At 65.2% G+C, this 25,122-nt stretch carries 25 protein-coding genes; 9 read left to right on the top strand and 16 right to left on the bottom strand.

Features of this window, described 5'->3' with window-relative positions:
• Positions 1–78: 78 nt before the first annotated feature.
• The 8 genes from gspF to KG088_RS05725 are packed head-to-tail and all read left to right on the top strand — an operon-like array spanning position 79 to position 5,638.
• On the top strand, positions 79–1,281 hold the full coding sequence (gene gspF / locus KG088_RS05760) for a type II secretion system inner membrane protein GspF (RefSeq protein ID WP_213824544.1): 1,203 nt from the start codon (positions 79–81) through the stop codon (positions 1,279–1,281).
• A gap of 16 nt (positions 1,282–1,297) precedes the next feature.
• On the top strand, positions 1,298–1,741 hold the full coding sequence (gene gspG, locus KG088_RS05755) for a type II secretion system major pseudopilin GspG (RefSeq protein ID WP_213824543.1): 444 nt from the start codon (positions 1,298–1,300) through the stop codon (positions 1,739–1,741).
• Positions 1,738–2,202 (top strand): GspH/FimT family pseudopilin, encoded by a 465-nt coding sequence (locus KG088_RS05750; protein ID WP_213824542.1) that lies wholly within the window; start codon positions 1,738–1,740, stop codon positions 2,200–2,202. The genes gspG and KG088_RS05750 overlap by 4 nt, the downstream gene beginning before the upstream one ends.
• Entirely contained in the window at positions 2,199–2,567 is a 369-nt protein-coding gene (locus tag KG088_RS05745; protein ID WP_213824541.1) for a prepilin-type N-terminal cleavage/methylation domain-containing protein, read from the top strand. Before KG088_RS05750 ends, KG088_RS05745 begins: the two co-directional genes overlap by 4 nt.
• Positions 2,564–3,160, top strand: coding sequence for a PulJ/GspJ family protein (locus tag KG088_RS05740; RefSeq protein WP_213824540.1), 597 nt, complete (start codon positions 2,564–2,566; stop codon positions 3,158–3,160). Before KG088_RS05745 ends, KG088_RS05740 begins: the two co-directional genes overlap by 4 nt.
• Positions 3,157–4,140 (top strand): type II secretion system minor pseudopilin GspK, encoded by a 984-nt coding sequence (gspK, locus tag KG088_RS05735; protein ID WP_213824539.1) that lies wholly within the window; start codon positions 3,157–3,159, stop codon positions 4,138–4,140. Before KG088_RS05740 ends, gspK begins: the two co-directional genes overlap by 4 nt.
• Entirely contained in the window at positions 4,137–5,246 is a 1,110-nt protein-coding gene (locus KG088_RS05730; RefSeq protein ID WP_213824538.1) for a type II secretion system protein GspL, read from the top strand. The genes gspK and KG088_RS05730 overlap by 4 nt, the downstream gene beginning before the upstream one ends.
• A complete protein-coding gene (locus KG088_RS05725) occupies positions 5,243–5,638 on the top strand; it encodes a hypothetical protein (protein WP_213824537.1) in 396 nt (131 codons plus the stop codon). Before KG088_RS05730 ends, KG088_RS05725 begins: the two co-directional genes overlap by 4 nt.
• A gap of 10 nt (positions 5,639–5,648) precedes the next feature.
• On the opposite strand, the gene KG088_RS05720 is transcribed toward KG088_RS05725, so the two are convergent.
• From KG088_RS05720 to rho, 7 genes are all read right to left on the bottom strand, one after another.
• Positions 5,649–6,161, bottom strand: coding sequence for a DUF3087 family protein (locus tag KG088_RS05720; RefSeq protein WP_213824536.1), 513 nt, complete (start codon positions 6,159–6,161; stop codon positions 5,649–5,651).
• Positions 6,162–6,296: 135 nt separating this feature from the next.
• Positions 6,297–7,364: a 3-deoxy-7-phosphoheptulonate synthase gene (locus KG088_RS05715; protein WP_213824535.1), complete on the bottom strand. Its 1,068-nt coding sequence runs from the start codon at positions 7,362–7,364 to the stop codon at positions 6,297–6,299.
• A 574-nt stretch (positions 7,365–7,938) separates the two neighbouring features.
• Positions 7,939–8,067 (bottom strand): hypothetical protein, encoded by a 129-nt coding sequence (locus tag KG088_RS19840; RefSeq protein ID WP_264759034.1) that lies wholly within the window; start codon positions 8,065–8,067, stop codon positions 7,939–7,941.
• A 53-nt stretch (positions 8,068–8,120) separates the two neighbouring features.
• Entirely contained in the window at positions 8,121–8,834 is a 714-nt protein-coding gene (folM, locus tag KG088_RS05710) for a dihydromonapterin reductase (protein ID WP_213824534.1), read from the bottom strand.
• On the bottom strand, positions 8,831–9,628 hold the full coding sequence (locus tag KG088_RS05705; protein ID WP_213824533.1) for an NAD(P)H-flavin reductase: 798 nt from the start codon (positions 9,626–9,628) through the stop codon (positions 8,831–8,833). The genes folM and KG088_RS05705 overlap by 4 nt, the downstream gene beginning before the upstream one ends.
• Positions 9,625–11,121, bottom strand: coding sequence for a 4-hydroxy-3-polyprenylbenzoate decarboxylase (ubiD, locus tag KG088_RS05700; protein ID WP_213824532.1), 1,497 nt, complete (start codon positions 11,119–11,121; stop codon positions 9,625–9,627). Before ubiD ends, KG088_RS05705 begins: the two co-directional genes overlap by 4 nt.
• Before the next feature lie 75 nt (positions 11,122–11,196).
• On the bottom strand, positions 11,197–12,456 hold the full coding sequence (rho, locus tag KG088_RS05695; RefSeq protein WP_213824531.1) for a transcription termination factor Rho: 1,260 nt from the start codon (positions 12,454–12,456) through the stop codon (positions 11,197–11,199).
• Between the two features lie 464 nt (positions 12,457–12,920).
• Between rho and ppx the strand changes: the two genes are divergently transcribed.
• Positions 12,921–14,456, top strand: a complete 1,536-nt coding sequence (gene ppx / locus KG088_RS05690) for an exopolyphosphatase (protein ID WP_213824603.1) — start codon at positions 12,921–12,923, stop codon at positions 14,454–14,456.
• On the opposite strand, the gene tilS is transcribed toward ppx, so the two are convergent.
• From tilS to KG088_RS05645, 9 genes are all read right to left on the bottom strand, one after another.
• Positions 14,436–15,716 carry a tRNA lysidine(34) synthetase TilS gene (gene tilS / locus KG088_RS05685; RefSeq protein ID WP_213824530.1) on the bottom strand — a complete coding sequence of 427 codons (1,281 nt, stop codon included), beginning with the start codon at positions 15,714–15,716 and terminating at the stop codon, positions 14,436–14,438. The two genes, ppx and tilS, sit on opposite strands and share 21 nt — an antisense overlap.
• Positions 15,717–15,722: 6 nt before the next feature.
• Positions 15,723–16,676 carry an acetyl-CoA carboxylase carboxyl transferase subunit alpha gene (gene accA, locus KG088_RS05680; RefSeq protein WP_213824529.1) on the bottom strand — a complete coding sequence of 318 codons (954 nt, stop codon included), beginning with the start codon at positions 16,674–16,676 and terminating at the stop codon, positions 15,723–15,725.
• Between the two features lie 103 nt (positions 16,677–16,779).
• Positions 16,780–20,274, bottom strand: a complete 3,495-nt coding sequence (dnaE, locus tag KG088_RS05675) for a DNA polymerase III subunit alpha (protein WP_213824528.1) — start codon at positions 20,272–20,274, stop codon at positions 16,780–16,782.
• 69 nt (positions 20,275–20,343) lie between these two features.
• Positions 20,344–20,955 (bottom strand): ribonuclease HII, encoded by a 612-nt coding sequence (gene rnhB / locus KG088_RS05670; RefSeq protein ID WP_213824527.1) that lies wholly within the window; start codon positions 20,953–20,955, stop codon positions 20,344–20,346.
• Positions 20,952–22,160: a lipid-A-disaccharide synthase gene (gene lpxB / locus KG088_RS05665; RefSeq protein ID WP_213824526.1), complete on the bottom strand. Its 1,209-nt coding sequence runs from the start codon at positions 22,158–22,160 to the stop codon at positions 20,952–20,954. The genes rnhB and lpxB overlap by 4 nt, the downstream gene beginning before the upstream one ends.
• 23 nt (positions 22,161–22,183) lie before the next feature.
• Complete coding sequence (lpxA, locus tag KG088_RS05660) at positions 22,184–22,951, bottom strand: acyl-ACP--UDP-N-acetylglucosamine O-acyltransferase (protein ID WP_213824525.1); 768 nt, start codon at positions 22,949–22,951, stop codon at positions 22,184–22,186.
• Positions 22,948–23,391: a 3-hydroxyacyl-ACP dehydratase FabZ gene (gene fabZ, locus KG088_RS05655; RefSeq protein WP_213824524.1), complete on the bottom strand. Its 444-nt coding sequence runs from the start codon at positions 23,389–23,391 to the stop codon at positions 22,948–22,950. Before fabZ ends, lpxA begins: the two co-directional genes overlap by 4 nt.
• Before the next feature lie 127 nt (positions 23,392–23,518).
• Complete coding sequence (lpxD, locus tag KG088_RS05650; RefSeq protein ID WP_213824523.1) at positions 23,519–24,559, bottom strand: UDP-3-O-(3-hydroxymyristoyl)glucosamine N-acyltransferase; 1,041 nt, start codon at positions 24,557–24,559, stop codon at positions 23,519–23,521.
• A 28-nt stretch (positions 24,560–24,587) separates the two neighbouring features.
• Entirely contained in the window at positions 24,588–25,094 is a 507-nt protein-coding gene (locus KG088_RS05645) for an OmpH family outer membrane protein (protein ID WP_213824522.1), read from the bottom strand.
• Positions 25,095–25,122 lie beyond the last annotated feature (28 nt).

Below are 25,122 nucleotides of genomic sequence, written 5' to 3'. Positions count from 1 at the left end.
CAATCAGCAGCCCGACAACAAACTGTAACGTCTGGCGGACAGAATGGCACCGCAGGACGAAGGAGATTCGAAAAGACCATGCCCACCTATCGCTACCTGGCCCTAAAACCCGACGGGGCACGCTTGCGCAATGTGCTTCAGGCCGACAGCGAGCGGCATGCCCGGCAATTGTTGCGTGACCAAGGACTGTTTCCGAGGCGACTGGTGGCCGTGGGCCATCGCCCGCGGATTCGACGCCAGCGCGCCCTCGACGCTGAGACGCTGGCCATGCTGACCCGCCAGCTCGCGACCCTGGTCGAGGCCGGCATCTCCATCGGCGACGCCCTGGATGCCCTGGTTCAGCAGACCGAGGAGCACAAGGCGCGCGGGCTGCTGCTGGATGTCCTGCGCCGGGTACGCGAGGGCCACGCCCTGGCAGACAGTCTCGCGGCCCACCCGGGCACCTTCGATGACCTCTACCGCAGCCTGGTCGCCGCCGGGGAGCGTGCTGGTCGCCTGGCAGGAATCCTCGAACAGCTGGCGGACCATCTCGAACGAGTGCAGCAGCAACGCTCCCGGGCGCGTACCGCGCTGATCTATCCCAGCGTGCTGATCCTGGTCTCGATCTTGGTGGTGACGGGCCTGATGGTGCACGTGGTTCCCCGCCTGGCAGAGCAGTTCGAGCACTCCAACATGACCCTGCCCACCCTGACCCGGGCGCTGATCGCCTTCTCTGACCTGCTGCAGGCCACGGCAGGCTGGCTGGCCGCGGCACTGATAGTGGGGGGCCTGCTGGTACAACACCTGCTGCGCCAGCCTGAACCTCGCCGTCGCTGGCATGCAATGGCGCTGCGCCTGCCGCATATAGGGGAGCTCCTCTCGCTACTGGACACCGCCCGCCTGACCCGCACCCTGGCGATCCTGACCGGCAGTGGCATCCCCCTGCTGGATGCCCTGAAGGTCAGCCGCAATACCCTGGGCAATCAAGTGCTGCGCGAGGCGGTGGACGCCATCGTCGCTGACGTATCCAGCGGCATCAGTCTGCACCGTGCCATGGCCCGCACCGGTCGCTTCTCCCCCACCCTGCTTCACATGATCGCCAGCGGCGAGGCGAGCGGTCGTCTCGAACGCATGCTCGAGCGCATCGCCATCTCGCGGGAGATCACCTTCAACCGCCGCGTCGATGCCGCCCTGGGGCTCTTTGAGCCCTTGTTGATCCTGGTGATGGGTGGGGTGGTCCTGGTCATCGTGCTGGCCATCTTGCTGCCGATCATGAGCCTCAACGGCTCACTTTCCCCTTGACCGCGGAGACAACTCTATGAACACCCAATATTCCAAGCCCCTTCGCCAGTCCGGTTTCACCCTGCTGGAGATCATGGTAGTGATTTTCATCATCGGCCTACTGGTAGCCATCGTCGCTCCCAACGTCATCGGCAACCAGGATGACGCCATGCGCCAGAAGGCGCGTGCCGATATCGCTACTCTTGAGCAGGCCCTGGATATGTACCGCCTGAACAACCTGCGCTATCCGACCTCCGATCAGGGGCTGGAGGCCCTGATCAAGCGGCCCGCAAAGCCGCCACAGCCGGAGAACTACCGGCAAGGGGGCTATGTCCGCCGGCTACCCACCGATCCCTGGGGCAACGCCTATCACTACCGGCAGCCGGGCGAGCACGCCGACATTGATATCTATACCCTGGGGGCCGACGCGCGTCCCGGCGGGGAGGGACTGGATGCCGATATCGGCAACTGGATGTTGTGAAAACGCGTTCCCCGCTGCCGGACGGCGGTTTCTCCCTGCTGGAGCTGATGGTGGTGCTGGCCGTGATGGGCGTGGTGGCCTCCCTCAGCGTGGCCCTGCTGGACCGCGCCCAGCGCCAGCCGCTGGAGACCGCACGAGAACAGCTGCGACGGGACCTGGCGGAGGCCGGCGACCAGGCGGTGCAGCGCCAGCGACTGATCGGCTGGCAGCCGCGAGAGGCTGGCTACCGCTTCCTCTCCTGGCACCCCGGCGAAGGCGGCCACTGGCAGCCGCTGGCGTCTCGATGGCTGCCCGAACGAGCCTGGCCGGACGGCCTGACGGTCACGCGCCGCGAATCGGCGCCCGCCTCATCCGACACTCCTTGGGTAGTCTGGTGGCCCGACGGGGAGAACATCGGCGCGACGCTCGTGCTGCACCACGCCGGCCAGCGGCTCGAGCTCACCGTGGGCGATGCCCGATGAGCCGCAGACCATGGCCCGCCCGGAGCAGAGGCTTCACGCTGATCGAGGTCATGGTGGCGTTGTTCATCCTTGCCCTGCTGACCCTCAGCGTCAGCCAAGGGCTGCAGATGCGCACCCGCATCGCCCTCGTCGAGCAGGAGCGTCTTCCTCTGCTGCTGTGCGCGCGCTCCCTGGCCGGCGAGTTCGCCACGACACGCTTCTGGCCCGACACCGGGGAGCACCAGGGAGAGTCCCCCCTCGGCTGCCACTGGCGACTCGAGGTGGAGGAAACCGGCATTCCGGCACTTCGCAGGGGGAGGCTGGACGTTTCTCGACAAAAGGCGTCGCCTCCCACGATCTCCTTTACGCTCTTCCTGGGTCCATGATGAGGCCTCGCGAACGGGGGTTTACGCTGCTCGAAGTGCTTGTGGCCCTGGGGCTGACGGCGCTGATCAGCATCAGCGTGGCCACCCTGGTCACGGGTCTGGTCGATGCCCGGGAGCGCCTGGCAACGCCGCCACCGATGCGCCAGCACCTGCACTTCGCCCAGCTCCTGGAACGACGCCTGGAGAGCCTGGTGGTGCGCCCCCTTCACGAGGGGGGCCAGCCACGCCTGAACCGTCCCCTGGACTTTCAGGCCGACACGGGACCACTCGAGTGGGTGGCCGCCAGCGGCTGGCCACTGCCGCTGGGCGATCACTACACCCGGCTACGTCGCCAGCGCCTGGAGTGGCAACCCGACATCGGTGAACTGCGCCTGCTATCCAGCGGCGAGCTCGATGCCGCAGGCCGGCCGACCTGGCACGCCTCGTCCCACCTCGAGGGGCTTGAGCGGCTGGTCTTCTCCTTTCATGACGGCCAGCAGTGGCGGGCTACCCCGGCCCCGGACGGTCGGGCACGCGCGGTGCGTCTCGACTGGTGGCAGTCGGGACAGCGCCATGGCGTCGTGGTGCCGCTGCCCCTCCTGGAGGCACCATGAGGCGACAGCGTGGTGTGGCCCTGATCATGGTGCTGCTGTGCCTGGCCTTGGTCGCCTTCCTGATGACCGAGTTCACCGAACAGGGCCGTCGCGACATCCAACGCCTCGCACGCCTGCAGGCCGAGACTCAGGCACGCTTCCATGCACAGGGGGCGGAACTGCTGGCCCAGCGGATGCTCACCGACCCCACCGGACGACGATCCGCCCAGTGGTGGCGCTGGCTGGGCGGGGAACCGAGACGCCTGCCCACGGATGAGGGTGAGGTGGTCTTGCGCCTCCAGGATGAGCGCACCTGCTTCAACCTCAACGCCCTGGCGCAGCAGGAGACGGCTCTGGTCGAGCGTCAGCTTCGCCGGCTGCTGACGCTGGAAGGCGCCCAGGAGAACCCAGACCGCCTGGTGGCGCGCCTGGCGGACTGGATCGACGCCGATGCCCAACCACGTCCCGGCAGCCTCGACGGGGTCGACTACGTCAGCAGCGTCCCCTCACGCACCTCGGCCGACATGCCCCTCGCCGATATCAGCGAGATCAACTGGGTGGAGCCCCTGGACCCCTCCCGCGTACGGCGGCACCCGTCTCTCTGCGTTCTCCCCGACCGCGGGCCCTGGCGTCTCAACTTGAATACCCTGGCGGCTGACCAGTTGCCCCTGCTCGATGCGCTCTTCGAAGGACAAATTTCCCGGGACAGCCTCTCGCGACTGATCGCCGCCCGCCCTGAGGCAGGCTTCACCGGGCTCGACGATCTGCAAGCCCGACTGGGCGGCCAGGCAGAGTGGTTGCGGGAGCTGGGAGACCGTCTCACCCTCTCCCCCGATTATGTGACGCTCCACATCGAGATCGAGGTAAGCGGTCAGCGTTTTCGCTTCACCCGGCTGCTTCAGGCCGAGGGCGTCAGTAACTGGACCCCCTCGGTGCCGGCCGCCCGCGTTCGCGTCCTGGCACGCAGCAGCCTCCCGGTCTTCCAGGAGTTTCCGCCATGACCCTCTCACTATTACGCCGACGCACGAGCCTGCGGGTGCTGCTTCAGGCCACCGAGCGAGAGCCGACACCCGAGGCCACGCTCGCCTGGGCCTTGGTCGAACCCGACAGTCCCTCCGGCTCTCCTCCTCTGGAAGAGGGGTATCTGACCGGTGATACCTTGGACGCGCGGCTCGTCACCCTATCCCGCGAACATCTCACCGTGCTGATACTGCCGCCGGATGCCGTCAGCCATTTCTGCCCCGCCCATCCCAAGGGTCTCAAGCACAGCGAGTGGCCAGTGCTGATCGAGGACCGGGTCGCTACGGAGATATCACAACTCATCCTGGCCGCCATCGAGCAGCGGCCGGATCGCCTGGAACTGGTGGCGGTGGATCGCCATGTACTTCAGGCGTGGCAGGCCTGGTTCGCCGAACACGGTCTGGTGATAACCTGCTGGGCAAGCGGCTTCATGGGCATGCCCGCGCCCGACGGCTTTGACCAACTCCGGGTACTGGCCGACGAATCGCACTGGATGATCACGTCACTGGAGCCGGAGGAACCGGGGGTTGTGCACTGGCTGACCTGGCCCAGAGGCTGGGGCGATATGCTGCCACCCGACCTGCGTGAACACAGCTGGCAGCCCGTCGAAGGCTTTGGAATCGAAACCCCTCTCGTCCCGGGCCAGCGGCTAGCCCTCTTCGGACGTCACCTCCCGGCTCGCCTACCCCAAATGCCGAGCGCAGGAGCCACACGGCGAACGCCTGGACGCCTGGCGCTGGTCCTGACCGCCCTGCTGCTGGCCCACGGCGCCCTTGGGGCTTGGTCGATTCTCCGGCCACCCTCGGGAATCGCCGGGGAGACAGACCGGCTGATACAGCGCAACGTACGCCTCGAAGCCGTACTGGAACGATTGGATGAGGCGCTGGGGGAGGCCACGCTGACCCTCGATCGATTCGCCGTCACGGGCCAGGGCCTCATCCTCGCCTGGCCGCTCGAGAAGCTGCGCGATCCGGCCGCGCTGGAGCAACGCCTGGCGGGCCTGGGGCAGGTGTCGCGGGGTGCCGACCATCTGACCCTGGACGTCGACCTCGACGGCGAACCATCGACAACGCGAGCCACACCATGAACCCCTTGGGGAGACTACGATCGGGGTGGCGACAACGCCCCGCCGGGGAACGCTATCGCCTGCTGGGAGGCGGACTGGTGATTCTGGCCATGCTCGCCTATCTGGCGATGGAGCATAGTCCCTGGCGGCTGCCGCTTCCCGTGGAAGAAACGACCCCCACTGCCTCACCGGCCGCCTGGGAGTCGGCGGCCGAACGACTGGGCATACGAGACGCCCGCGTCGACACGGTAGGTACCAATCTGCGAGTGACCGGCACGTTGCAGACACCGGAGACCTTCACGGGCTTCGCCGACTGGGCCGTCAACCAGGGCTGGTGGGCGCTGGACTGGTCACTGACCCGGCAGGCCGGCAGGCTGAAGCTCGAAGCCCGCTTCGTACGCAGCGCTCCCTGAACGTATTCCGTCATCCCTTGCGGAAGGCGGCGAGGTCTTGCGGGTCGAGCCCATCGACACGTTCGGGCAGCCCGCGTTCCCGTCGGGCATTGCGAACTACCTCTCGCTCGTTGAGCAGCTCGGCATCGTCGTCCAGTGTTCGCCCGTTGAGCTCGGCGAGTTGCAACATGCCTTGGTGATAGAAGGCCAGCAGTGCCAGGGCGGTATCGTTGCCCTCGCCCATGCCGCGGCGTAGCGCCGGCAGATAGGCGCTGACCCGTGACAGGTGATGCTTGAGCTGCCAGACATAGCGCATCTCGCGCATCCAGGGCCGCTCCCGGAGCACCGCGAATACCAAACTGGTGGTCACCAGGCCCAGCAGCACGCCCAGCACATTCCACCAGAACCCGCCCTCGAAGACAGCGGTCAGCAGCTGCGAAAACACCAATCCGAACACGATCAGTTGCCCGGCCATGGCCACACTGATGATCTTCGCCTTGCGGCGATAGTCCTCGGGGTCATGATCCTCGAAATGAAACGGCATCGGCACTGTTTCTCCTTTTCTTGAGCGCCCCTCTTGAGCACCCCTGTGCAGCGCCTGAACAAGCCCTGGCGCTCAAGGGCAAGACGGGGGAGGCAGGGAATATCCCCACATTCGCCGCCGGTGAACAGATGACCGCTAGCGCAGGCGCTGAGCGGCGGTCAGCAACAGGTCTTCGGTGGCCTCCCAACCGAGGCAGGCATCGGTGACCGAGACTCCATAACGTCGCTGGCCGGGAATGAGCGGCTGCTTACCCTCATGGAGATGGCTCTCGACCATCAGGCCGCACAGCGCCGTCTGCCCCGCCAGGCGCTGGGCCAGCACATCGCGCAGTACCTCGCCCTGGCGGTGATGATCCTTGCGCGCGTTGGCGTGGCTGCAGTCGACCATCAACCGAGGCGTCAGTCCGGCTGCCTCCAGGGCACGCCGAGCGCGGGTCACGTGCGCTGCCTGATAATTGGGCTCGCCATGTCCGCCCCGCAGCACCAGATGCGTATGGACATTGCCCGCCGTCTCCTGAACCGTCGGCCGCCCCTCGGCGTCGAGACCGAAGTGACTATGCGGATGGCCAGCGGCAGCGATTGCATCTAGCGCCACGCCGATATCGCCGTTAGTGGCGTTCTTGAACCCCACCACGGCCTCGAGGCCGCTGGCAAGCTCGCGATGCAACTGGGATTCGGTCGTACGAGCGCCGATCGCCACCCAGGCGAGCAGGTCATCCAGGTAGGGTGCCAACATCGGTTGCAGCAGTTCGGTGGCCACGGGCAGCCCGAGCTCGGCGATATCGTGCATCAGATAGCGGGAGACGCGAATGCCGCGGGCCATATCGCCACGGCCGTCAAGATCTGGGTCGTAGGCGAGTCCCTTCCAGCCCACGGTGGTGCGCGGCTTCTCGACATAGACCCGCATCACAATCAGCAACCTATCCTCGACCTTCGCCGACATCTCGACCAGGCGACGGGCATAATCCAGCGCGACCGCCGGATCCTCGATCGAACAGGGGCCGACCACCACCAGCAGGCGGTCGTCGCGGCCATCGAGAATATCGCGGATCGACTGACGCTGATGATTGATACGCGCCGCGAGCTCGGCCGAAAGCGGCCGGGCGCGGTGCAACTCGCCCGGCGTCGGCAGCACCTGCTTGGGCGGCGCGTCGGGTTGAGAAGCGGGGGCGGATAACGGGGCGGTGGCAAGTGAGGCGGTCATCGAATCAACTCCGTGAACAAGGCAAACATCGTAGCGTGGGGTTACCACCGATAGCGCTACGGTCGGAGGTGGCGCGCTGGGCCGACCGCAGTTCGCTAAATCGCCAATAGCCGTAATAGCCCGCGAAGCCCCGTGTCAGACGGATGGCGATTGATGCAGTCATGATCTCTCTCCTGGATGTCATCTGTATTGTCGAGTGGTGTGTAACGCAGAACCCCCGGGCGGGGTTGCCGTCCGGGGGTTCTGGGGGAGGCAACCCTGCTGGGCGTGCCTCGTGGCGATGTCGCTGGTCTCTAGTGGGAGTGGGTCAGGACATGGCCTCCGGCACGCCGGTGCTAAACCAATAGCCAAACCCATAATCACGACCCGTAACGCTTGCACGACCGACTGGCACCGCCGCATGGCCAGCCGTCTGGCGAAGTGCAACGAAACGCGTCGGGGTCATGTGTATTTCCTGTCAGCTGACATCGTTAAACCAATCCTATCGTGCCGCTGTGGCCGGCGAAACGCAAGGGCCAGCGGGGTCATTACCGACATGAGGACATCCACTCGTGTACAAGGCACACCGGCAACCTCAGCCGGTGAAAATTTGCACGATGCCGACGGTCACCGGCAGAGCACTCATGCCCACTAGCACCACCAGGCCCAGCACCACGGAAAGCAGGCCACTTCCGTCCTTGACGTTCTCGTCATGTCCGGTCATCTCGATGTCCTCTCAAGGGAAATTCTCAGGGGGATGATCACGATGAGCCTATTCTAGCGAAGATGCCGGCCGCCATCGACCGGCAGCGTCACGCCGGTCACGTACCGGTTGTCGAGCAGGTAACGCAGGCTCTGGTAGATCACCCCCGGCCCCGGCACCATGTCCATGACCGACTTGGCCTTCACCTTCGCGGCATAGGCCTCGTCATCGCCTTCATTGAGCATGATCATCGCCGGGGCGATGGCGTTGACCTGGATCGTCGGCGCATACATGGCGGCGAACGACAGGGTCAAATTGTCGAGCCCGGCCTTGCTGGCGGCATAGGCGGCGTGCTTCTTCGAGCCCTTCTGCACCACGTAATCGGTCATGTGGACGATATCGCGGTGCGGCTCGGTGCAGGCCTCAAGAAGAACGCGGGCCTGCAGATTGATCAGATAAGGCGCCAGCATGTGTACCCGGAACAACCGCTCGAAATTGCCACCCGCCTCGCTGCCGCTGCTGTCCGGTGCCCAGTCGCTGGCATTATGGACGATGGCGCGCAGCGACGGCGTCTTGGCCTTGAGTCGGGCGATGAAATCGATAATGCCTGCTTCCGTTTCGAAATCTGCCTGCAGCGTGATAACGCCACGTCCGCGCAGCGCCTCGAGGGCGGGGCGCTCACGGCGATAGGTAATGATGACCGGGTGACCGTCGTCGCGCAGGCGTTCGGCGCAGTGGCGGCCCAGACGCTGGGCTCCACCGGTGATCAGGATCGGCGAGGCGCTCATCGGCTGTCTTCCCTTTCCTGCGTGCTTTTGCCCACCAGGCTGCCCGCGGTGGGTACCAGCGGGTCGCGAGGCGCATAGGCAAAGACATCGGAAAAGACCCGACTGGCCTTGAGCCCCAGCGAAGCCAGCACGTCGACGCAGGCATAAACCATGCCCGGCGAGCCGGAAACATAGACATCGTGGCCCGAGACATCATCGAGGGTGGCGGCCAGCGCCTGGTCGATCCGCCCTCGGTGGGTCGTGACCCGCTCGCCCACGACAGGCGCTTCCGGTGCGATCTCGGTCACGGCGTGAAAGCGGACATTGTCATGCGTCGCGGCCCACTCGAGGGGCAGGCGCTCGAGGTAGAAGTCGCGGCGTTCGCGCGCCGCCCACCACAGGTCGATCTCGCGCTGCGGGTCGGCATGCAGCGCCGCCTCGACAATCGCCTTCATCTGGGAAAAACCGGTGCCGGCCGCGATCAGCAAGAGCGGCCGGCGACTGTCCGGGTCGAGCTGGCAGTCGCCGCCGGGCAAGCGCAGGGTAAGCCGCTCGGCAACCTGCAGGATCTCGCGCAGTCGCGCCGAGTTGTCCCGCTCCGGCCAGTGCTGGATATGCAGCTCGATGATGCCGTCGCCGCCATGGGCGTTGGCGATGGAAAAGGGCACCCAGGTGGCGTCATCGAGCCGCATCTCCAGATACTGCCCCGGCGCGTGAGCCACCGCTTGGGGTCGACCCTCCAGGGTGACGCGAAAGACGTCCGGGGTGAGGTCCTCGACCTCTGCGACCTGGCAGGTCAGGGTCCTTGCCGTCATGAATGCCTCGTGTCGTTGTCGGGGGATAGCGTGATGCCAAGCTCTTTCCAGCGTTCACTGACGCGTGCCTTGACGGACGCGTCCATGACAATTGGCGTACCCCACTCGCGATCGGTTTCCCCCGGCCACTTGCTGGTAGCATCGAGCCCCATCTTGGAGCCCAGGCCGGTGACAGGGGAAGCGAAGTCCAGGTAGTCGATGGGGGTGTTCTCGACCAGCACGGTATCGCGGGCCGGATCCATGCGGGTGGTAATGGCCCAGATCACGTCCTTCCAGTCGCGGGCGCTGACGTCATCATCGAGCACCACCACGAACTTGGTATACATGAACTGGCGCAGGAAGCTCCATACCCCCATCATCACGCGCTTGGCATGACCCGGGTACTGTTTCTTCATGGTGACCACGGCCATGCGGTAGGAGCAGCCCTCCGGCGGCAGGTAGAAGTCGACGATCTCGGGAAACTGGCGGCGCAGGATCGGCACGAACACCTCGTTGAGCGCCAGTCCCAGGATCGCCGGCTCGTCGGGCGGACGACCGGTATAGGTGGAATGATAAATGGCATACTCGCGCATGGTCATGCGCGTCACGGTGAAGACCGGAAAATGGTCGACCTCGTTGTAATAACCGGTGTGATCGCCATACGGGCCTTCTGCCGCCGTGTCATCGGGGTAGATGAAGCCCTCCAGGATGATCTCCGCCGAAGCCGGCACCTCCAGATCGGCATGGCCACACTTGACCAGCTCAGTACGCGAGCCCCTGAGCAGCCCGGCGAAGGCATACTCGGAAAGCGAGTCCGGCACCGGCGTTACCGCCCCGAGGATGGTCGCCGGATCGGCGCCCAGGGCCACGGCCACTGGAAAAGGCTCACCCGGGTGGGCCTTCTGAAACTCCTGGAAGTCCAACGCCCCGCCGCGATGGGAGAGCCAGCGCATGATCAGGCGGTTTTTCGATAATTTCTGCTGGCGGTAGATGCCCAGATTCTGACGGGTCTTGTGGGGCCCCTTGGTGATCACCAGCGGCCAGGTGATCAGCGGGGCTACATCGCCAGGCCAGCAGTGCTGGATCGGTAGCCGCCCGAGGTCGACATCGTCGCCCTCGTAGACCAGTGCCTGCACGGGGGCCGAGCGCACACGCTTGGGGCCCATGCTCATGACCTGCTTGAAGACCGGCAGCTTGTCCCAGGCGTCGCGAAAGCCCTTGGGCGGCTCGGGCTCCTTGAGGAAGGCCAGCAGCTCGCCCACTTCGCGCAGGGCCGCCACGTCTTCCTGCCCCATGCCCATGGCGACCCGCTTCGGCGTACCGAAGAGATTGCCGAGCAGCGGCATGCGGTGCCCCTTGACGTTCTCGAACAGCAGGGCCGGCCCGCCAGCGCGCAGCGTGCGATCGCAGATCTCGGTGATCTCGAGGTAGGGGTCGACCTCGGCGCTGATGCGCACGAGTTCACCCTGGGTCTCCAGCGCCGCGATGAAATCACGCAGATCCTTGTACTTCATTCGGAGTTCCCGGTTCCAGAATGACGAAAGGGGCAGCATAGCATGCCGCCCCTTTACGATGCCGCGACGCCGATCTTACCGACGTTTCATGGCCTCGAAGAATTCCAGGTTAGTCTTGGTATCCTTGAGTCGATCGATGAGGAATTCCGTGGCGGCGGTATCGTCCATGGGGTTGAGCAGCTTGCGCAGGATCCACATGCGCTGCATCTCATCTTCGGAGGCGATCAGGTCCTCGCGACGGGTGCCCGAACGGCGAATATTGATCGCCGGATAGACGCGCTTCTCGGCCAGCTTGCGGTCCAGGTGTGCCTCCATGTTGCCGGTGCCCTTGAACTCCTCGAAGATCACCTCGTCCATCTTGGAGCCTGTGTCGACCAGCGCCGTGGCGATGATGGTCAGGCTGCCGCCCTCCTCGATATTGCGCGCCGCGCCGAAGAAGCGCTTGGGCTTTTCCAGGGCATGGGCGTCGACACCGCCGGTGAGTACCTTGCCGGAACTTGGCACCACGGTGTTGTAGGCGCGTGCCAGACGCGTGATGGAGTCGAGCAGGATCACCACGTCCCTTTTGTGCTCGACCAGGCGCTTGGCCTTCTCGATAACCATCTCGGCGACCTGAACGTGACGCGCAGGCGGCTCATCGAAGGTCGAAGCGACCACTTCGCCGCGCACGGTGCGCGACATCTCGGTGACTTCCTCCGGACGCTCGTCGATCAGCAGCACGATCAGGTGACACTCGGGGTTGTTACGCGTGATCGAGGTGGCGATGTTCTGCAGCATCAGCGTCTTGCCCGCCTTGGGCGGGGAGACCAGCAGGCCGCGTTGGCCCTTGCCGATGGGTGCGACCAGATCGATGATCCGCGAGGTCAGATCCTCGGTGGAGCCGTTGCCGATCTCCATGCGCATGCGTTCCTGGGGGAACAGCGGCGTGAGGTTCTCGAAGAGGATCTTGTGCTTGGCGTTTTCCGGCCGGTCGAAGTTGATCTGGCTGACCTTGAGTAGCGCGAAATAGCGCTCTCCTTCCTTCGGCGGGCGAATCTTGCCGGAGATCGAGTCCCCCTTGCGCAGGTTGAAGCGACGGATCTGCGAAGGCGATACATAGATATCGTCGGGGCCGGCCAGATAGGAGCTATCGGCACTGCGCAGGAACCCGAAGCCATCCTGGAGGATTTCCAGCACACCATCGCCATAGATGTCCTCGCCGCTCTTGGCGTGCTTCTTGAGGATAGCAAAGATGATGTCCTGCTTGCGGGAGCGTGCCAGATTGTCGATGCCCATCTCGCGGGCAGTCTCCAGAAGTTCCGGCACGGGCTTTTGCTTGAGTTCGGTAAGATTCATCGGTGTGTTCAGAGGTTGCTCGTGGAAGCCGGGCGGCCATGCGCCGTGAAAAGACAGGAGGCGAGACGATTACGCCGTGTGGATGCGTTCAGAGCCCGGACAGACTGCCACTCGTCGCGTTGCTTCATATGGCCATGGGCAGGAAACCGCACGAGAGGGGTAGCCGGGCCGATATCGGAATCGAGGGAGCAGGTTCGTTTTCGCCTGATCAGCGGATCGCGGCCAAGTGGCCTGTTCACGGACTGATGCAGAGGGCTGTCTGACGACTTGGAAATTGACCGTGGCGTAAACGCCATGAAACGGTCGGTAAGCATTCGGAACAAGCGAACGACTCGATACTAGCCAAGGCCGTTGGCAAACGCAAGCCCCCGGCTGATCCCGCAGCGCATCATTGATTGACAGCGTTGGCACACCATCGCAACCTGCGGGCAAGGATACCACAAGGATATATCATGACTCCGTCCATGGGCTCGGCCAACGAGCGCAACGCTGCCGACTCACCCGAGACGCCACCTGCCGCCCCCCATCGCCTGGCGGCCATCGACCTGGGCTCCAACAGCTTCCACCTGCTGGTGGCCAACTATCAGGACGAGCATCTGCAGGTGGTGGCGCGGCTCGGTGAAAAGGTACAGCTGGCGGCAGGGCTCGGCGATGACGGCCGACTCAGCGAAGAGGCCATGCAGCGCGCCCTGGAATGTCTATCGCGCTTCGCGCCCTTTCTCGGCGACATCCAGCCCGGACATCTGCGCGTCGTGGGGACCAACGCGCTGCGCGACGCCGACAACAATCAGGAGTTCATCGAGCGCGCCGAGGCCCTACTGGGAACGCGCATCGAAATCATCGCCGGCCGCGAAGAAGCCCGTCTTATCTACCTGGGAGCCGCGCATGCCCTGGCCGAGAATGGACGACGCCTGATTGTCGATATCGGCGGAGGCTCTACGGAGTTCATTATCGGCGAACGTTTCGAGCCCTTGGCGCTGGAGAGCCTGGGCATGGGGTGTGTGACCTATACCCGGCGTTTCTTCGCCAACGGCGACATCAGCGAAAAGCGGTTTCGCAAGGCGGAACTGGCGGCGCTGTCGGAGCTCGCCAATATTCAGCGGCCTTACCTCCGATTGGGCTGGTCCGACCCGGTGGGCTCCAGCGGCACCATCAAGGCGGCCGCCACCGTGATCGCGGCTGCCAGCGAGGCACCCGAGGGCGTGATTACCCGCAAGGGGCTCTTCGCCCTGCGAGATCGCCTGGTCAAGTTCAAACGCCTCGACAAGGTCTCTCTCGAGGGGCTCAAGGCCGATCGGGCACGCGTCTTTCCCGCCGGCGTGGCGATCCTCTGCGCAATCTTCGAAGCACTCGAACTGGAGACGATGCGCTACGCCGATGGCGCCCTGCGCGAAGGGGTACTGTACGACATGGTTGGTCGCAACAGCCCCGAAGACTCGCGACTCAAGAGCCTGGAGAACCTCGAACGCAGCTATGGCGTAGATACCCGCCAGGCCGACAATGTGACCGATACCGCCCTGGCGCTGTTCGCCCAGGTGCGTGACGCCTGGTCGCTGGATGAGAATCAGGCGCGGTTTCTCGGCTGGGCGAGCCGCCTGCACGAGATTGGCCTTGCGATCTCGCACAGTCAGTTCCACCGCCACGGCGCCTATCTGCTGGAATACTCCGACCTGGCGGGTTTTTCGCGACCGGAGCAACGCCTGCTGGCCTTCCTGGTGCGCGGCCATCGCCGCAAGTTCCCGCTCAAGGAATGGAAGGCCCTGCCCGCCGCCGAACAGCGCTCCCACGCCCGCCTGGTGCGACTGCTGCGCCTGGCCGTGCTGATCAACCACTCGCGCCCCGAACAGGTGCCCGCGCTGCCGCGCCTCACGGCGGACAACGAAGAACTGATCGTGGCCTTCGCGACCGACGATACGCCGTCGTTGCTGATGACCGATCTGGAACAGGAGATCGGCTTCCAGCAGGCCGCCGGGTTCTCGCTACGCCTCGCTCAGGCCTGACCAACCCTCAGCGCAGGCCAGCCAGTTCGCCAGCGTGGGCGCCACCACGGCGACCACCTGGTCGCCATGGTGCACGACCAATACCCGTTGACGCTCCCAGGGCGGCAGACCCGCCTCCTGCAGCAACCGCTTGAGATCCCGACTGCCGCGCCCCGCCAACCGCAGCCGCTCACCACCTCGGCGTGGCGCCACACGCAGCCGAACCGGCCGCGTCGAATGCGGCGTCACCCCGACACTTGCCTCACCGAGTGGGGTCACGAGCGGCGCTCGGCCATCCCACTCGGACGACCAATCTGACGGTATAGCGACTACCGTTGCCATGAGGTACAGCTCTCCGTTCCAGCGGCGCGCCGACGCGCCCGGCCAGGCAATGTGCACCTCGGCATCGCGCCGGGCCTCGAGCTGATCCAGCAGGCTCGCCAGGCGCCCGGCCGGCGGCGTAGGAAGCCCGCTCAGTGCGCACGCGTGGCGGATCAACAACCGGCACCGCGCCGGCGAAAGCGCCGTCAGGCCCGAAATCGGCAACCGCCCCGGGTCGCCTCCGAGGCGCTGCAGATCCAGCTCGGCCAGCTCGGCCAGCAGAGTATCTGCCTCCCCGGCCAGGGTCGCGCTGCGCGCCAGGGAGGCGCCCGCCTGGGGCCAGCGGGTCTCGAGTCGCGGCAGGATCGTGCGGCGCAGGAAGTTGCGATCCAGCGTCAAGTCAGCGTTGGACAGGTCCTCGATCCAGGTCAGATCAAGTCTTTCTGCCTCGGCCTCGAGATCGGCTCGCGACACGCCGAGCAGCGGTCGGCCCAGCTCGCGCTCCTGCCAGTCGCGCTCGCTCGGCATGGCGGCAAGGCCTCGCACGCCGCTCCCGCGCAAGGCCGCGAGCAAGAAGGTCTCGGCCTGGTCGTCACGATGTTGCGCCAGCCACAGCGTATCGCCGGCGGGCACGTGACGCGCTAAGGCCGCGTAGCGCGCCTCCCGGGCCGCGCCTTCCAACCCACAACCGCCCTCTGAATCGACCGCGACCCGCTCGACGCTCAGCGGGACGTCCAGTTGCGCAGCTAGGCGGCGGCAATGCGCCTCGAAGTCGTCGGCCGCGTCCTGCAGACCGTGGTGAACGTGAATGGCGCGCAAGGGGCGCGGATGGCGATCGCGTGCCCTGGCGGCAAGCGTCAGCAGCAGCGAGGAGTCGAGTCCGCCGGACAGGGCGACCCAGACGTCATGCCCCGGCAGGGTCTGGGCCAGTGCGTCATCGATAAGGAGCTGAAGGGACATGGCCGCTTAGACGGGGGCGCCATAGCTCATCAGCCGCTGGTACCGCCTTTCAAGCAGCGCATCGGTATCCATCGCTTCCAGGCGCTCGAGGCTAGCCAGCAGGGAGGACTTGACACGTTCGGCGGTCGTTACCGGATGGCGATGCGCGCCACCCAGCGGTTCGGGAATCAGGTTGTCGACAAAACCGAGCTCCTTCAGGCGCTCGGCGGTGATGCCCATGGCCTGGGCGGCGTCGGACGCCTTCTCGGCGCTTTTCCAGAGGATGGAGGCGCAGCCTTCCGGCGAGATGACCGAATAGGTGGAAAACTGCAGCATCGACAGCTCGTCGCAGATGCCGATGGCCAGTGCCCCGCCGGAGCCACCCTCGCCCACCACGGTGGCCAGGATCGGTGTCTTGAGGCGCGACATCACCGCCAGATTATAGGCGATGGCTTCTGACTGGCCCCGCTCCTCGGCGTCGATCCCCGGATAGGCGCCTGGCGTATCGATGAACGTCAGCACCGGCATGGCGAAACGTTCGGCCATCTCCATCAGCCGGCACGCCTTGCGATAGCCCTCGGGGCGCGGCATACCGAAGTTGCGTCGTACCTTGTCCTTGACGTCGCGGCCCTTCTGATGGCCGATAACCATGACCGGCTTGTCGTCGAGCCGGGCGACACCACCGACGATGGCCGCGTCGTCACCGAAATGTCGATCCCCGTGGAGTTCGTCGAAATCGGTGAAGACGTGTTCCAGGTAATCCAGCGTGTAGGGCCGCTGGGGATGGCGCGAGAGCTGTGAAACCTGCCAGGGGCTCAGGCCTTTGAAGATGGACTCGGTAAGCTTGCGGCTCTTCTCCTCGAGCCGGCTGATCTCATCGTTGAGATTGACCTGGCCGTCGTTGCCGACCAGGCGCAGCTCCTCGATCTTGGCCTGGAGCTCGGCGATGGGTTGTTCAAATTCAAGATAATTGGGATTCATGGGCTTGCCTTGTCCTCGTCAGCCGGGGCTTGACTGCGGCGAAACGTCGAATAGCGTGCATTATCGCACCCTGAGAGTCCCACGCAAGGCGGCCCCGGGGGCGTCAGCGGTATTTAAGGTGCACGCCCTCCTGGCCCTGCACTTCGCGCAGGCTGATCAGCAGTTCATCGCTGGGCGTCACCTTCCATGCGTCGTCGAGCTCCAGCCAGCCGGACGCCTCGGCGTTGCGATAGCGCAGACGCACCGGCAGACCCTCGGCATCGCACCAGGGCGCGAGGCTCGTGCGCAGGCTGTCGATCAGGCGTCCGTTGGCCAGGGCGCCGTCCAGCGAGAGCTCCACCGCCTGACCGTAGCGGGCACGCGCCGCCACCATGGGGGTGATCTCCTTGCCGCGCAGGCGCAGCCCGCCCGAGTAGTCGTCGCTGGACACCTCGCCCTCGACGATCAGCACCTGGTCGGGCTCGATGCGGCCGCGCAGCTGATGGTAGAGCTCACCGAACATCGAAGCCTCGATGCGTCCGGTACGGTCATCGAGGGTGACGAAGGCCATGGTGTCGCCGCGCTTGGACTTCATGGTGCGCATCCCCACCACCAGGCCGGCGACCCGCTGGGGCTCGCGGGACGGCTTGAGGTCACTGATGCGGGTGGACACGAAGCGGGCCAGCTCGTGCTCGTACTCGTCGATGGGGTGGCCGGTCAGGTAGAGTCCCAGCGTGTCCTTCTCACCGGCCAGGCGCTCCTTGTCGCTCCATTCCCGAGCGCCGCGGTAGTCGATGTAGGCGTCATCGGCCGCCTCATCGACGAAGGCCTCGCCGAACATGTCGATCATTCCCTGGTTCTGGTTCGATTGATTCTGGGCAGCGGCCTTCAGGGCATCCTCCAGTGCCGCGGCGAGTACCGCTCGGCTGGGCCCGAGGGTATCCAGCGCCCCGGAGCGGATCAGCGCTTCGAGAGTACGCTTGTTCATGCGCCTTGGGTCGACGCGGCGGCAGAAATCGAAGATATCAGCGAAGGGTCCCTCGCGATGGCGCGCCTCGACGATGGCGCCGATTGGCCCCTCGCCCACGCCACGAATGGCCCCCAGGCCGTACACCACGCGCCTCTGGTCGTCGACGCTGAACTTGTAGCTGCCCACGTTGACGTCCGGCGGGGTCACGGTCAGGCCCTGGTGACGGCACTCCTCGATCAGCGGCACTACCTTGTCGAGGTTGTCCATCTCGGTGGACATCACCGCCGCCATGAAGGGCCCAGGGTAATGCGCCTTCAGCCAGGCGGTCTGGTAGGAGACCAGCGCGTAGGCCGCCGAGTGCGACTTGTTGAAGCCGTAGCCGGCGAATTTCTCCACCAGGTCGAAGAGGTTGCCCGCCAGGTCGCGATCGATGCCGTTGGCCTCACAGCCTTCCATGAAGCCATCGCGCTGTTTGGCCATCTCCTCGGGCTTCTTCTTGCCCATGGCGCGGCGCAGCAGGTCGGCCTGGCCCAGGCTGTAACCGGCCATGACCTGGGCGATCTGCATGACCTGTTCCTGGTAGAGGATGATCCCGTAGGTAGGCCCCAGCACCGGTTTCAGGAGCTCGTGCTGATAGTCGGGATGGGGGTAGGAGATCTCCGCTCGACCATGCTTGCGGTTGATGAAGTCATCGACCATCCCCGACTGCAGGGGGCCGGGACGAAACAGCGCGACCAGTGCGATCATGTCTTCCAGCGAGTCGGGCAGGAGGCGCTTGATCAGCTCCTTCATCCCGCGCGACTCGAGCTGGAATACCGCCGTCGTCTCGGCCTTCTTGAGCATCTCGAAGGTCGGCGCGTCGTCGAGCGGGATGGTGTCGATGTCCAGCGGGCCCTCGACCGAACGCACCTTGTCGACCATCTCCAGTGCCCAGTCGATGATGGTCAGGGTGCGCAGGCCCAGGAAGTCGAACTTGACCAGCCCCGCCTCTTCAATGTCGTTCTTGTCGAACTGCACCATCAGGCCCGAGCCGTCCTCGTCGCAGAGCAGCGGCGAGAAATCGGTGAGCTTGGTGGGGGCGATCACCACCCCGCCGGCATGCTTGCCGGTGCCCCGGGTGATGCCCTCGAGGCGTCGCGCCATCTCCCAGATTTCCTGGGCGTCCTCGTCGGCCTCGAGAAACTCCTTGAGCGCCGGCTCTTGGTCGATGGCCTTGGCGAGCGTCATGCCGACCTCGAAGGGGATCAGCTTGGAAAGCTTGTCACCAAGGGAGTAGGGCTTGCCCTGGGCACGCGCCACGTCGCGCACCACCGCCTTGGCGGCCATGGTGCCGAAGGTGACGATCTGCGAGACGGCGTCGCGGCCGTAACGCTCGGCCACGTAGTCGATCACCCGGTCGCGCTTCTCCATGCAGAAATCGACGTCGAAGTCGGGCATCGAGACCCGCTCGGGGTTGAGGAAGCGCTCGAACAGCAGGTCATAGCCGATCGGGTCGAGGTCGGTGATCTTCTGTGCATAGGCGACCAGCGACCCGGCACCGGAACCGCGGCCCGGCCCCACCGGCACGTCGTTGTCCTTGGCCCACTGGATGAAGTCCATCACGATCAGGAAGTAACCGGGGAAACCCATCTGCAGGATGATATCGAGCTCGAAGTCCAGGCGCTGGCGATAGCGGGCATCGATCTCGGCATATTCCTTCCCATCGCGGGGGTAGCGCGCCGGCGGAAACAGGAAATCCAGGCGCTCAGTGAGACCGTCGTGGGAGACCTTGCGGAAGAACTCGTCCTGGGTCATGCCCTCGGGGATCGCGAACTCCGGCAGGAAGATCTCGCCGAGGCGCACGTCGACGTTGCAGCGCGTGGCGATCATCACGCTGTTCTCGAGCGCCTCGGGGATATCGGCGAACAGCTCGGCCATCTCCGCCGGGCTCTTGAGATACTGCTCCTCGGTGTAATGTCGCTCGCGGCGCCGATCGTCCAGCGCCTTGCCATCGCCGATGGCAACCCGCGTCTCGTGGGCCCAGAAATCGTCGCGTTCCAGGAAACGCACGTCGTTGGTCGCCACCACCGGCATGTCGGTCTCGATCGCGAGGTCCACCGACAGGTGCACGCACTCTTCTTCCTGCAACCGCCCGGTACGGATCAGCTCCAGATAGAAGCGCCCCGGAAAGGCGGCGCTCCACTCCTCGAGCAGAGCACGGGCCTCATCGTGATGATCGCTGAGCAGGTGGCGACCGATCTCGCCGTCGCGTCCTCCGGAGAGCGCGATCAAGCCATCGCTCTGTTCGAGTACCCAGGCCTTGTCGAGCAGCGCCCGCCCCTGTCGCTGCCCCTCGAGCCAGCCTCGCGAGATCAGCTCGGTCAGGTTGCGGTAACCCTCGGCATTCATGGCCAACAGCGTCAGGCGGTGAGGGTGCGAAGCGTCGTGCGGATTAATCAGCCAGAGATCGGCGCCGATGATCGGCTTAAGGCCAGCCCCCTGGGCGGCCTTGTAGAACTTGACCAGGCCGAAGAGATTGGCCTCATCGGTGACCGCGAGGGCGGGCGAGCCCTGCTCGCCTGCCGCCTTGACCAGCGGCTTGAGGCGTACCAGGCCATCGACCAGGGAGTATTCGGTATGGACGCGAAGATGAACGAAGGGCGTGGTCATGGGGGACTCGAAGGTGTTGGGTGTTACAAAAAAAACGGGCGTCGCGAGGCGTGGTTAAGATTGCGGGCGTCAGGCTAGCCCCAGCTGGCGTTTCACCGGGCCGAAGGAGCGACGATGCTCGGCGAGCGGCCCCAGGCGCTCAAGAGCGTCCAGATGCTCACGCGTCGGGTAACCCTTGTGACGTGCGAAACCGTAGCCGGGATACTGGACGTCGAGCGTGACCATGTCGGCGTCGCGAGCCACCTTGGCCAGTATCGAGGCGGCGGCGATCGCCGGATGACGGGCGTCGCCCTTGACCACCGCCTGGCCGGAAACATGATGCCCGGGCAGACGGTTGCCGTCCACCAGCAGGTACTCGGCGGCCGGCGACAGGGCATCGATGGCGCGCCGCATGGCCAGGTGTGTGGCCTGATAGATATTGAGCTCATCGATCTCGGCGGCGCTGGCCTCGGCAAGCGCGAAGGCCAGGGCATGGCAGCGAATCTCGCCGTCCAGCGCCTCGCGACGACTGGCGCTGAGTGCCTTGGAGTCATTGAGCCCGGCGATCGGCCGGGCCGGATCGAGAATCACCGCGGCGGCGACCACCGCTCCGACAAGCGGGCCTCGGCCGACTTCATCGACGCCGGCCAGATGCATACCGGTATAGTCGATCACCAGCGGGGGCAGCTCCCTGGCGCTCATCGGCCCTCCCCCTTCGTGACGGCCTCGGCCATGTTGGGCGAGACACTCTCCGGCAGCGGACGGCCGTCGACCAGAGCCTCGATGGCATCAACCGCGCGGCGGTTGGCGTCGCGTTGCAGTCCGGCATGCATGTCGGCAAAACGCGCCTCCAGCGCCTGGCGTCCCTCGGGGTCGTCGAGCAGGGCCGAGAGTTGCCGGGCAATGGCATCCGGCGTGGCGGCGTCCTGGATCAGCTCGGGCACTAGCGTCTCACGGGCGATCAGGTTGGGTAGCGAGATCCACGGCGTCTTGACCATCCGCTTGGCCAGCCAGTGGGTCGCCGGCGCCATGCGGTAGGCCACCAGCATGGGCCGATGGCAGAGCATCGCCTCCAAAGCCGCGGTCCCCGAGGCCAGCAGTACCAGGTCGCTCGCCACCATGGCCTCGCGCGCCAGGCCATCGAGTATCGTCACCCGGTCCGCCAGTGCCTGTCGTGAGGCCAGCAGCGTCTCGAGCTCGGCGCGGCGCAGCGGTGTCGCCGCGGGAATCACCACCTGCAGATCACTTCGCTCACGGCATAGACGTTGCGCGGTATCGAGGAAGGTTTCGCCCAGAAAGCGGATCTCGCCCGCCCGCGACCCCGGCAACACCGCCAGCGTCGGTTGCGCCGCGTCGAGCCCCAGCGCGCGACGCGCCGCCTGGCGATCGTTGACAAGCGACAGGTCATCGGCCAGCGGATGACCAACGAAAGCCACCGGCACACGATGCTGCACGTAGAAGGCGGCCTCGAAGGGCAGGAAGGTCAGCATGGCGTCCACCGAGCGGGCGATGCCCTTGACCCGTCCCTGCCGCCAGGCCCACACGGAGGGGCTGACATAGTGGGCGGTGGTCACGCCGGCCTCGCGCAACTGCCGCTCCAGCCCCAGATTGAAGTCCGGGGCGTCGATGCCGAGCATGATGTCGGGTCGCCAGGCCAGGGCATCGCGCTTGAGTTCCCGGCGCACCCGCAGCAGGCCCGGGAGGTGCTTGATCACCTCGACCAGCCCCATCACCGAGAGGGTCTCCAGAGGGAACCGGCTGTCAATGCCCTGCTCGAGCATGCGAGGGCCCCCGATACCCCGGAACTCAACGCCCGGATGCCTCACCTTGAGCACTCGCATCAGGCCGGCACCGAGAAGGTCGCCGGAGAGTTCGCCGGCGACGAGATAAACTCGCCTGACTGTCATGTGAGGCTCATTTGCAGGTCATGTCAGCGGATGATGCCTCGCGTCGAGAGCTCGATGGAGGCAGCGAAGGTCTCGGTCTCGGGCAGCGAAAAACGCGCATGTATCTGCTCAAGCGCCTGCTCCACCGTCAGCCCCTGGCGGTAGACCAGCTTGTAGGCCTCGCTCAACGCGCGGATGGCTTCCTTGGAGAACCCGCGGCGCTTCAGCCCTACCAGGTTGAGGCCATGGGCCTGGGCCGGGTTGCCGTTGATCATTACGTAGGCCGGGGTGTCCTTGTTGATGAACGAGCCGCCGCCGGCCATGGCATGGTCGCCGAAGTGGCAAAACTGATGAATCGCGGAAAAGCCGCCGAGGACGACGAAGTCGCCCAGGTGCACATGGCCGGCGAGCGCCACCTGGTTGGCCAGGATGCAGTCGTTGCCGATCACGCAGTCGTGGGCGACGTGTACGTAGGCCATGAGGAGATTGCGCGAGCCGATAATGGTCTCGCCCCGGTCCTGGACGGTGCCGCGATGCAGGGTTGCCCCTTCGCGAATGACGTTGTCGTCACCCATCACCAGGCGGGTCGGTTCCCCCGCGTACTTCTTGTCCTGGCAGTCCTCGCCCACCGAGGCGAACTGGAAGATACGGGTACGCGCACCCAGTACGCTGGGGCCCTTGATTACCACGTGAGGGCCGATGCGGCTCCCGGGGCCAATCTGAACATCGGGCCCGATCACCGTGAAGGGCCCGACCTCGACATCGTCGGCCAGGCGCGCCGCGGGATCGATGAGGGCGGTGGGGTGTCTCATGCGACCTTCCTCTCGGCACAGATGATCTCCGCCTCGCAAGCGAGCTCACCGTCTACCGTCGCCTGGCAGGCGAACTTCCAGATGCCGCGTTTTTCACGAATGACCGTCGACTTGAGCACGATCCTGTCACCCGGCATCACCGGGCGCTTGAAACGCACGTTATCACTGCCGACAAGATAGTAGACATAGCCATCGGCGGGCAGTTTGTTGAGGGTCTTGAAACCGAGAATGGCGCAGGCCTGGGCCAGCGCCTCGACCACCAGCACCCCGGGCATGATCGGGTGATGCGGGAAGTGGCCGTTGAAGAACGGCTCGTTGATGCTGACATTCTTGTAGGCAACGATGGCTTCGCCCAGCGTGAGCTCCGTCACCCTATCCACCAGCAGGAAGGGGTAGCGGTGGGGCAGATAATCACGTATGTCGTTGATGTCCATTACCATCGGTACAACCTCTGAATAAGACGAAATGCCCGCCACCGGGCGGGCACGAGCCGACGTGAAATGCCGTCGGGCAGGCAAAGGATTATAGCGCTGCGAACTCTCAAGCTGACCATCGTGCTCGGCCAACTCACCCGTTACGCCCGTTTTTTTCAAGCCGCGCGAGGCGCTTGGCGAGGTCGTCCAGGTGCTTGAAGCGCACCGCGTTCTTGCGCCACTGAGTGTTGGGCATAGCGCCGGTACCGGACGAATAGACACCGGGTTCGAGGATCGAGTTGGTCACCAGGCTCATCCCGGTGACCTGAACGCCATCACAGAGCGTGAGATGGCCCGAGAGCCCCACCCCGCCCCCGAGCATGCAGTGCCTGCCAACCCGTGTCGACCCGGCAATGCCCACGCAGCCGGCGAGCGCACTGTGGTCACCGATCTGCACGTTGTGCGCGATCTGCACCTGGCTATCGATCTTGACGTCATTGCCGATCACGGTATCGCCAAGTGCACCACGGTCGATACTCGAACAACTGCCCACCTCTACGTCATCACCCAGCACCACACCGCCCAACTGGGCGATCTTCTGCCAACCGTTACCATCATGGGCGAAGCCGAAGCCATCAGCACCAATCACCGCTCCGCTGTGCAGGATGGCCCGCGCACCAATGATCACGCCATGATAAACCGTGACGTTGGCGTGCAGACGCGAACCCTGGCCGATGCGCGAATCGGCACCCACCACACTGCCTGGCCCCACCACCACCTCGTCACCCAGCTCGACGCCTGCCTCGACCACCGCATTGGGACCGACCTCGACGCCCACCCCCAAAGTGACGCTCTTCGCCACCACGGCCGAAGGATGGATGCCCGCCGTTTCTCGCCGCATCAAAGGGTCAAAAAGCCGTGACAAGGCCGCGTACCCCAGGTACGGATTGGCCAGCTCAATCCGATCGACCGGACAACTTGCCGCCAGCTCAGGCGACAGGAGCACGGCGCCTGCCCGAGTGCCCGGCAGGTCCTTGAGATAGGCGCGATTGGAGAGAAAGGCGATCTGCGAAGGGCCGGCCTCACGAAGGGTGGCAATGCCCGTCACCTGACGCGCAGGATCACCGACCAGCCTGGCTTCGAGTTGCTTGGCCACGTCGGCGAGGGTAAGGGTCAGCGAATCTGTAGGCGTCATGATGACCGGGTCCATTGGCTGCGCTGGGTTACAGCAGCGAGTTGAGGATCTGAGTCACTTCCCCGGTCAGGTCCTGTAGGTCCGCATCGGAATGCAGCACCCCCTGTGGGTCGACCAGCACTTCGACGCCGTGACGCGCGATCACCTGATCCACCGCCTGCTCCAGCATGGGTTCGGCTTGCTGCAGAAATTCCTGCTCGGCCTGCTGCTGCGCCTGCACGACCTGCTGGCGCAACTGCTCAAACTCAGTACCCTTTTCCTGAAACTCCTGCATGGCGGACTGGCGCTCTCCCTCGGCCATCTGCTGACCCTCCTGCTGCAACCGCTGCTGCATCTGCTGGAGTTCCTGTCCCAGCGACTCGGCCTGCTGCTGTTGGCTGCCGACGCGTCCCTCCAAATCGTTCATAGACTGCTCGGCGGCATCGGTCTGCATCAAGGCGCGCCGCCAGTCCAACAGCGCGACTTCGGCGGCCTGGGTCGGCAGTGCCAGCGCGGCGAGCAGCACAAGGCTCAATGAGGCAGTCAGGTTTCGCATGGTTGTGCTCCTTGCAAGGCATGGTGAT

This window comes from Halomonas jincaotanensis (assembly GCF_018448785.1).
Lineage (GTDB): Bacteria > Pseudomonadota > Gammaproteobacteria > Pseudomonadales > Halomonadaceae > Halomonas > Halomonas jincaotanensis.
The sequence above is the reverse complement of the archived record's forward strand: the minus strand, read 5'-3'. Positions and strand labels throughout refer to the sequence as shown.

Bases quoted from the DNA above. Each gene is read 5' to 3' on its own strand.
- gspF (WP_213824544.1), top strand. From the start codon at position 79: ATGCCCACCTATCGCTACCTGGCCCTAAAACCCGACGGGGCACGCTTG.
- gspG (WP_213824543.1), top strand. From the start codon at position 1,298: ATGAACACCCAATATTCCAAGCCCCTTCGCCAGTCCGGTTTCACCCTG.
- KG088_RS05745 (WP_213824541.1), top strand. From the start codon at position 2,199: ATGAGCCGCAGACCATGGCCCGCCCGGAGCAGAGGCTTCACGCTGATC.
- KG088_RS05740 (WP_213824540.1), top strand. From the start codon at position 2,564: ATGATGAGGCCTCGCGAACGGGGGTTTACGCTGCTCGAAGTGCTTGTG.
- gspK (WP_213824539.1), top strand. From the start codon at position 3,157: ATGAGGCGACAGCGTGGTGTGGCCCTGATCATGGTGCTGCTGTGCCTG.
- KG088_RS05730 (WP_213824538.1), top strand. From the start codon at position 4,137: ATGACCCTCTCACTATTACGCCGACGCACGAGCCTGCGGGTGCTGCTT.
- KG088_RS05725 (WP_213824537.1), top strand. From the start codon at position 5,243: ATGAACCCCTTGGGGAGACTACGATCGGGGTGGCGACAACGCCCCGCC.
- KG088_RS05720 (WP_213824536.1), bottom strand. From the start codon at position 6,161: ATGCCGTTTCATTTCGAGGATCATGACCCCGAGGACTATCGCCGCAAG.
- KG088_RS05715 (WP_213824535.1), bottom strand. From the start codon at position 7,364: ATGACCGCCTCACTTGCCACCGCCCCGTTATCCGCCCCCGCTTCTCAA.
- KG088_RS19840 (WP_264759034.1), bottom strand. From the start codon at position 8,067: ATGACCGGACATGACGAGAACGTCAAGGACGGAAGTGGCCTGCTTTCC.
- folM (WP_213824534.1), bottom strand. From the start codon at position 8,834: ATGAGCGCCTCGCCGATCCTGATCACCGGTGGAGCCCAGCGTCTGGGC.
- KG088_RS05705 (WP_213824533.1), bottom strand. From the start codon at position 9,628: ATGACGGCAAGGACCCTGACCTGCCAGGTCGCAGAGGTCGAGGACCTC.
- ubiD (WP_213824532.1), bottom strand. From the start codon at position 11,121: ATGAAGTACAAGGATCTGCGTGATTTCATCGCGGCGCTGGAGACCCAG.
- rho (WP_213824531.1), bottom strand. From the start codon at position 12,456: ATGAATCTTACCGAACTCAAGCAAAAGCCCGTGCCGGAACTTCTGGAG.
- ppx (WP_213824603.1), top strand. From the start codon at position 12,921: ATGGGCTCGGCCAACGAGCGCAACGCTGCCGACTCACCCGAGACGCCA.
- tilS (WP_213824530.1), bottom strand. From the start codon at position 15,716: ATGTCCCTTCAGCTCCTTATCGATGACGCACTGGCCCAGACCCTGCCG.
- accA (WP_213824529.1), bottom strand. From the start codon at position 16,676: ATGAATCCCAATTATCTTGAATTTGAACAACCCATCGCCGAGCTCCAG.
- dnaE (WP_213824528.1), bottom strand. From the start codon at position 20,274: ATGACCACGCCCTTCGTTCATCTTCGCGTCCATACCGAATACTCCCTG.
- rnhB (WP_213824527.1), bottom strand. From the start codon at position 20,955: ATGAGCGCCAGGGAGCTGCCCCCGCTGGTGATCGACTATACCGGTATG.
- lpxB (WP_213824526.1), bottom strand. From the start codon at position 22,160: ATGACAGTCAGGCGAGTTTATCTCGTCGCCGGCGAACTCTCCGGCGAC.
- lpxA (WP_213824525.1), bottom strand. From the start codon at position 22,951: ATGAGACACCCCACCGCCCTCATCGATCCCGCGGCGCGCCTGGCCGAC.
- fabZ (WP_213824524.1), bottom strand. From the start codon at position 23,391: ATGGTAATGGACATCAACGACATACGTGATTATCTGCCCCACCGCTAC.
- lpxD (WP_213824523.1), bottom strand. From the start codon at position 24,559: ATGACGCCTACAGATTCGCTGACCCTTACCCTCGCCGACGTGGCCAAG.
- KG088_RS05645 (WP_213824522.1), bottom strand. From the start codon at position 25,094: ATGCGAAACCTGACTGCCTCATTGAGCCTTGTGCTGCTCGCCGCGCTG.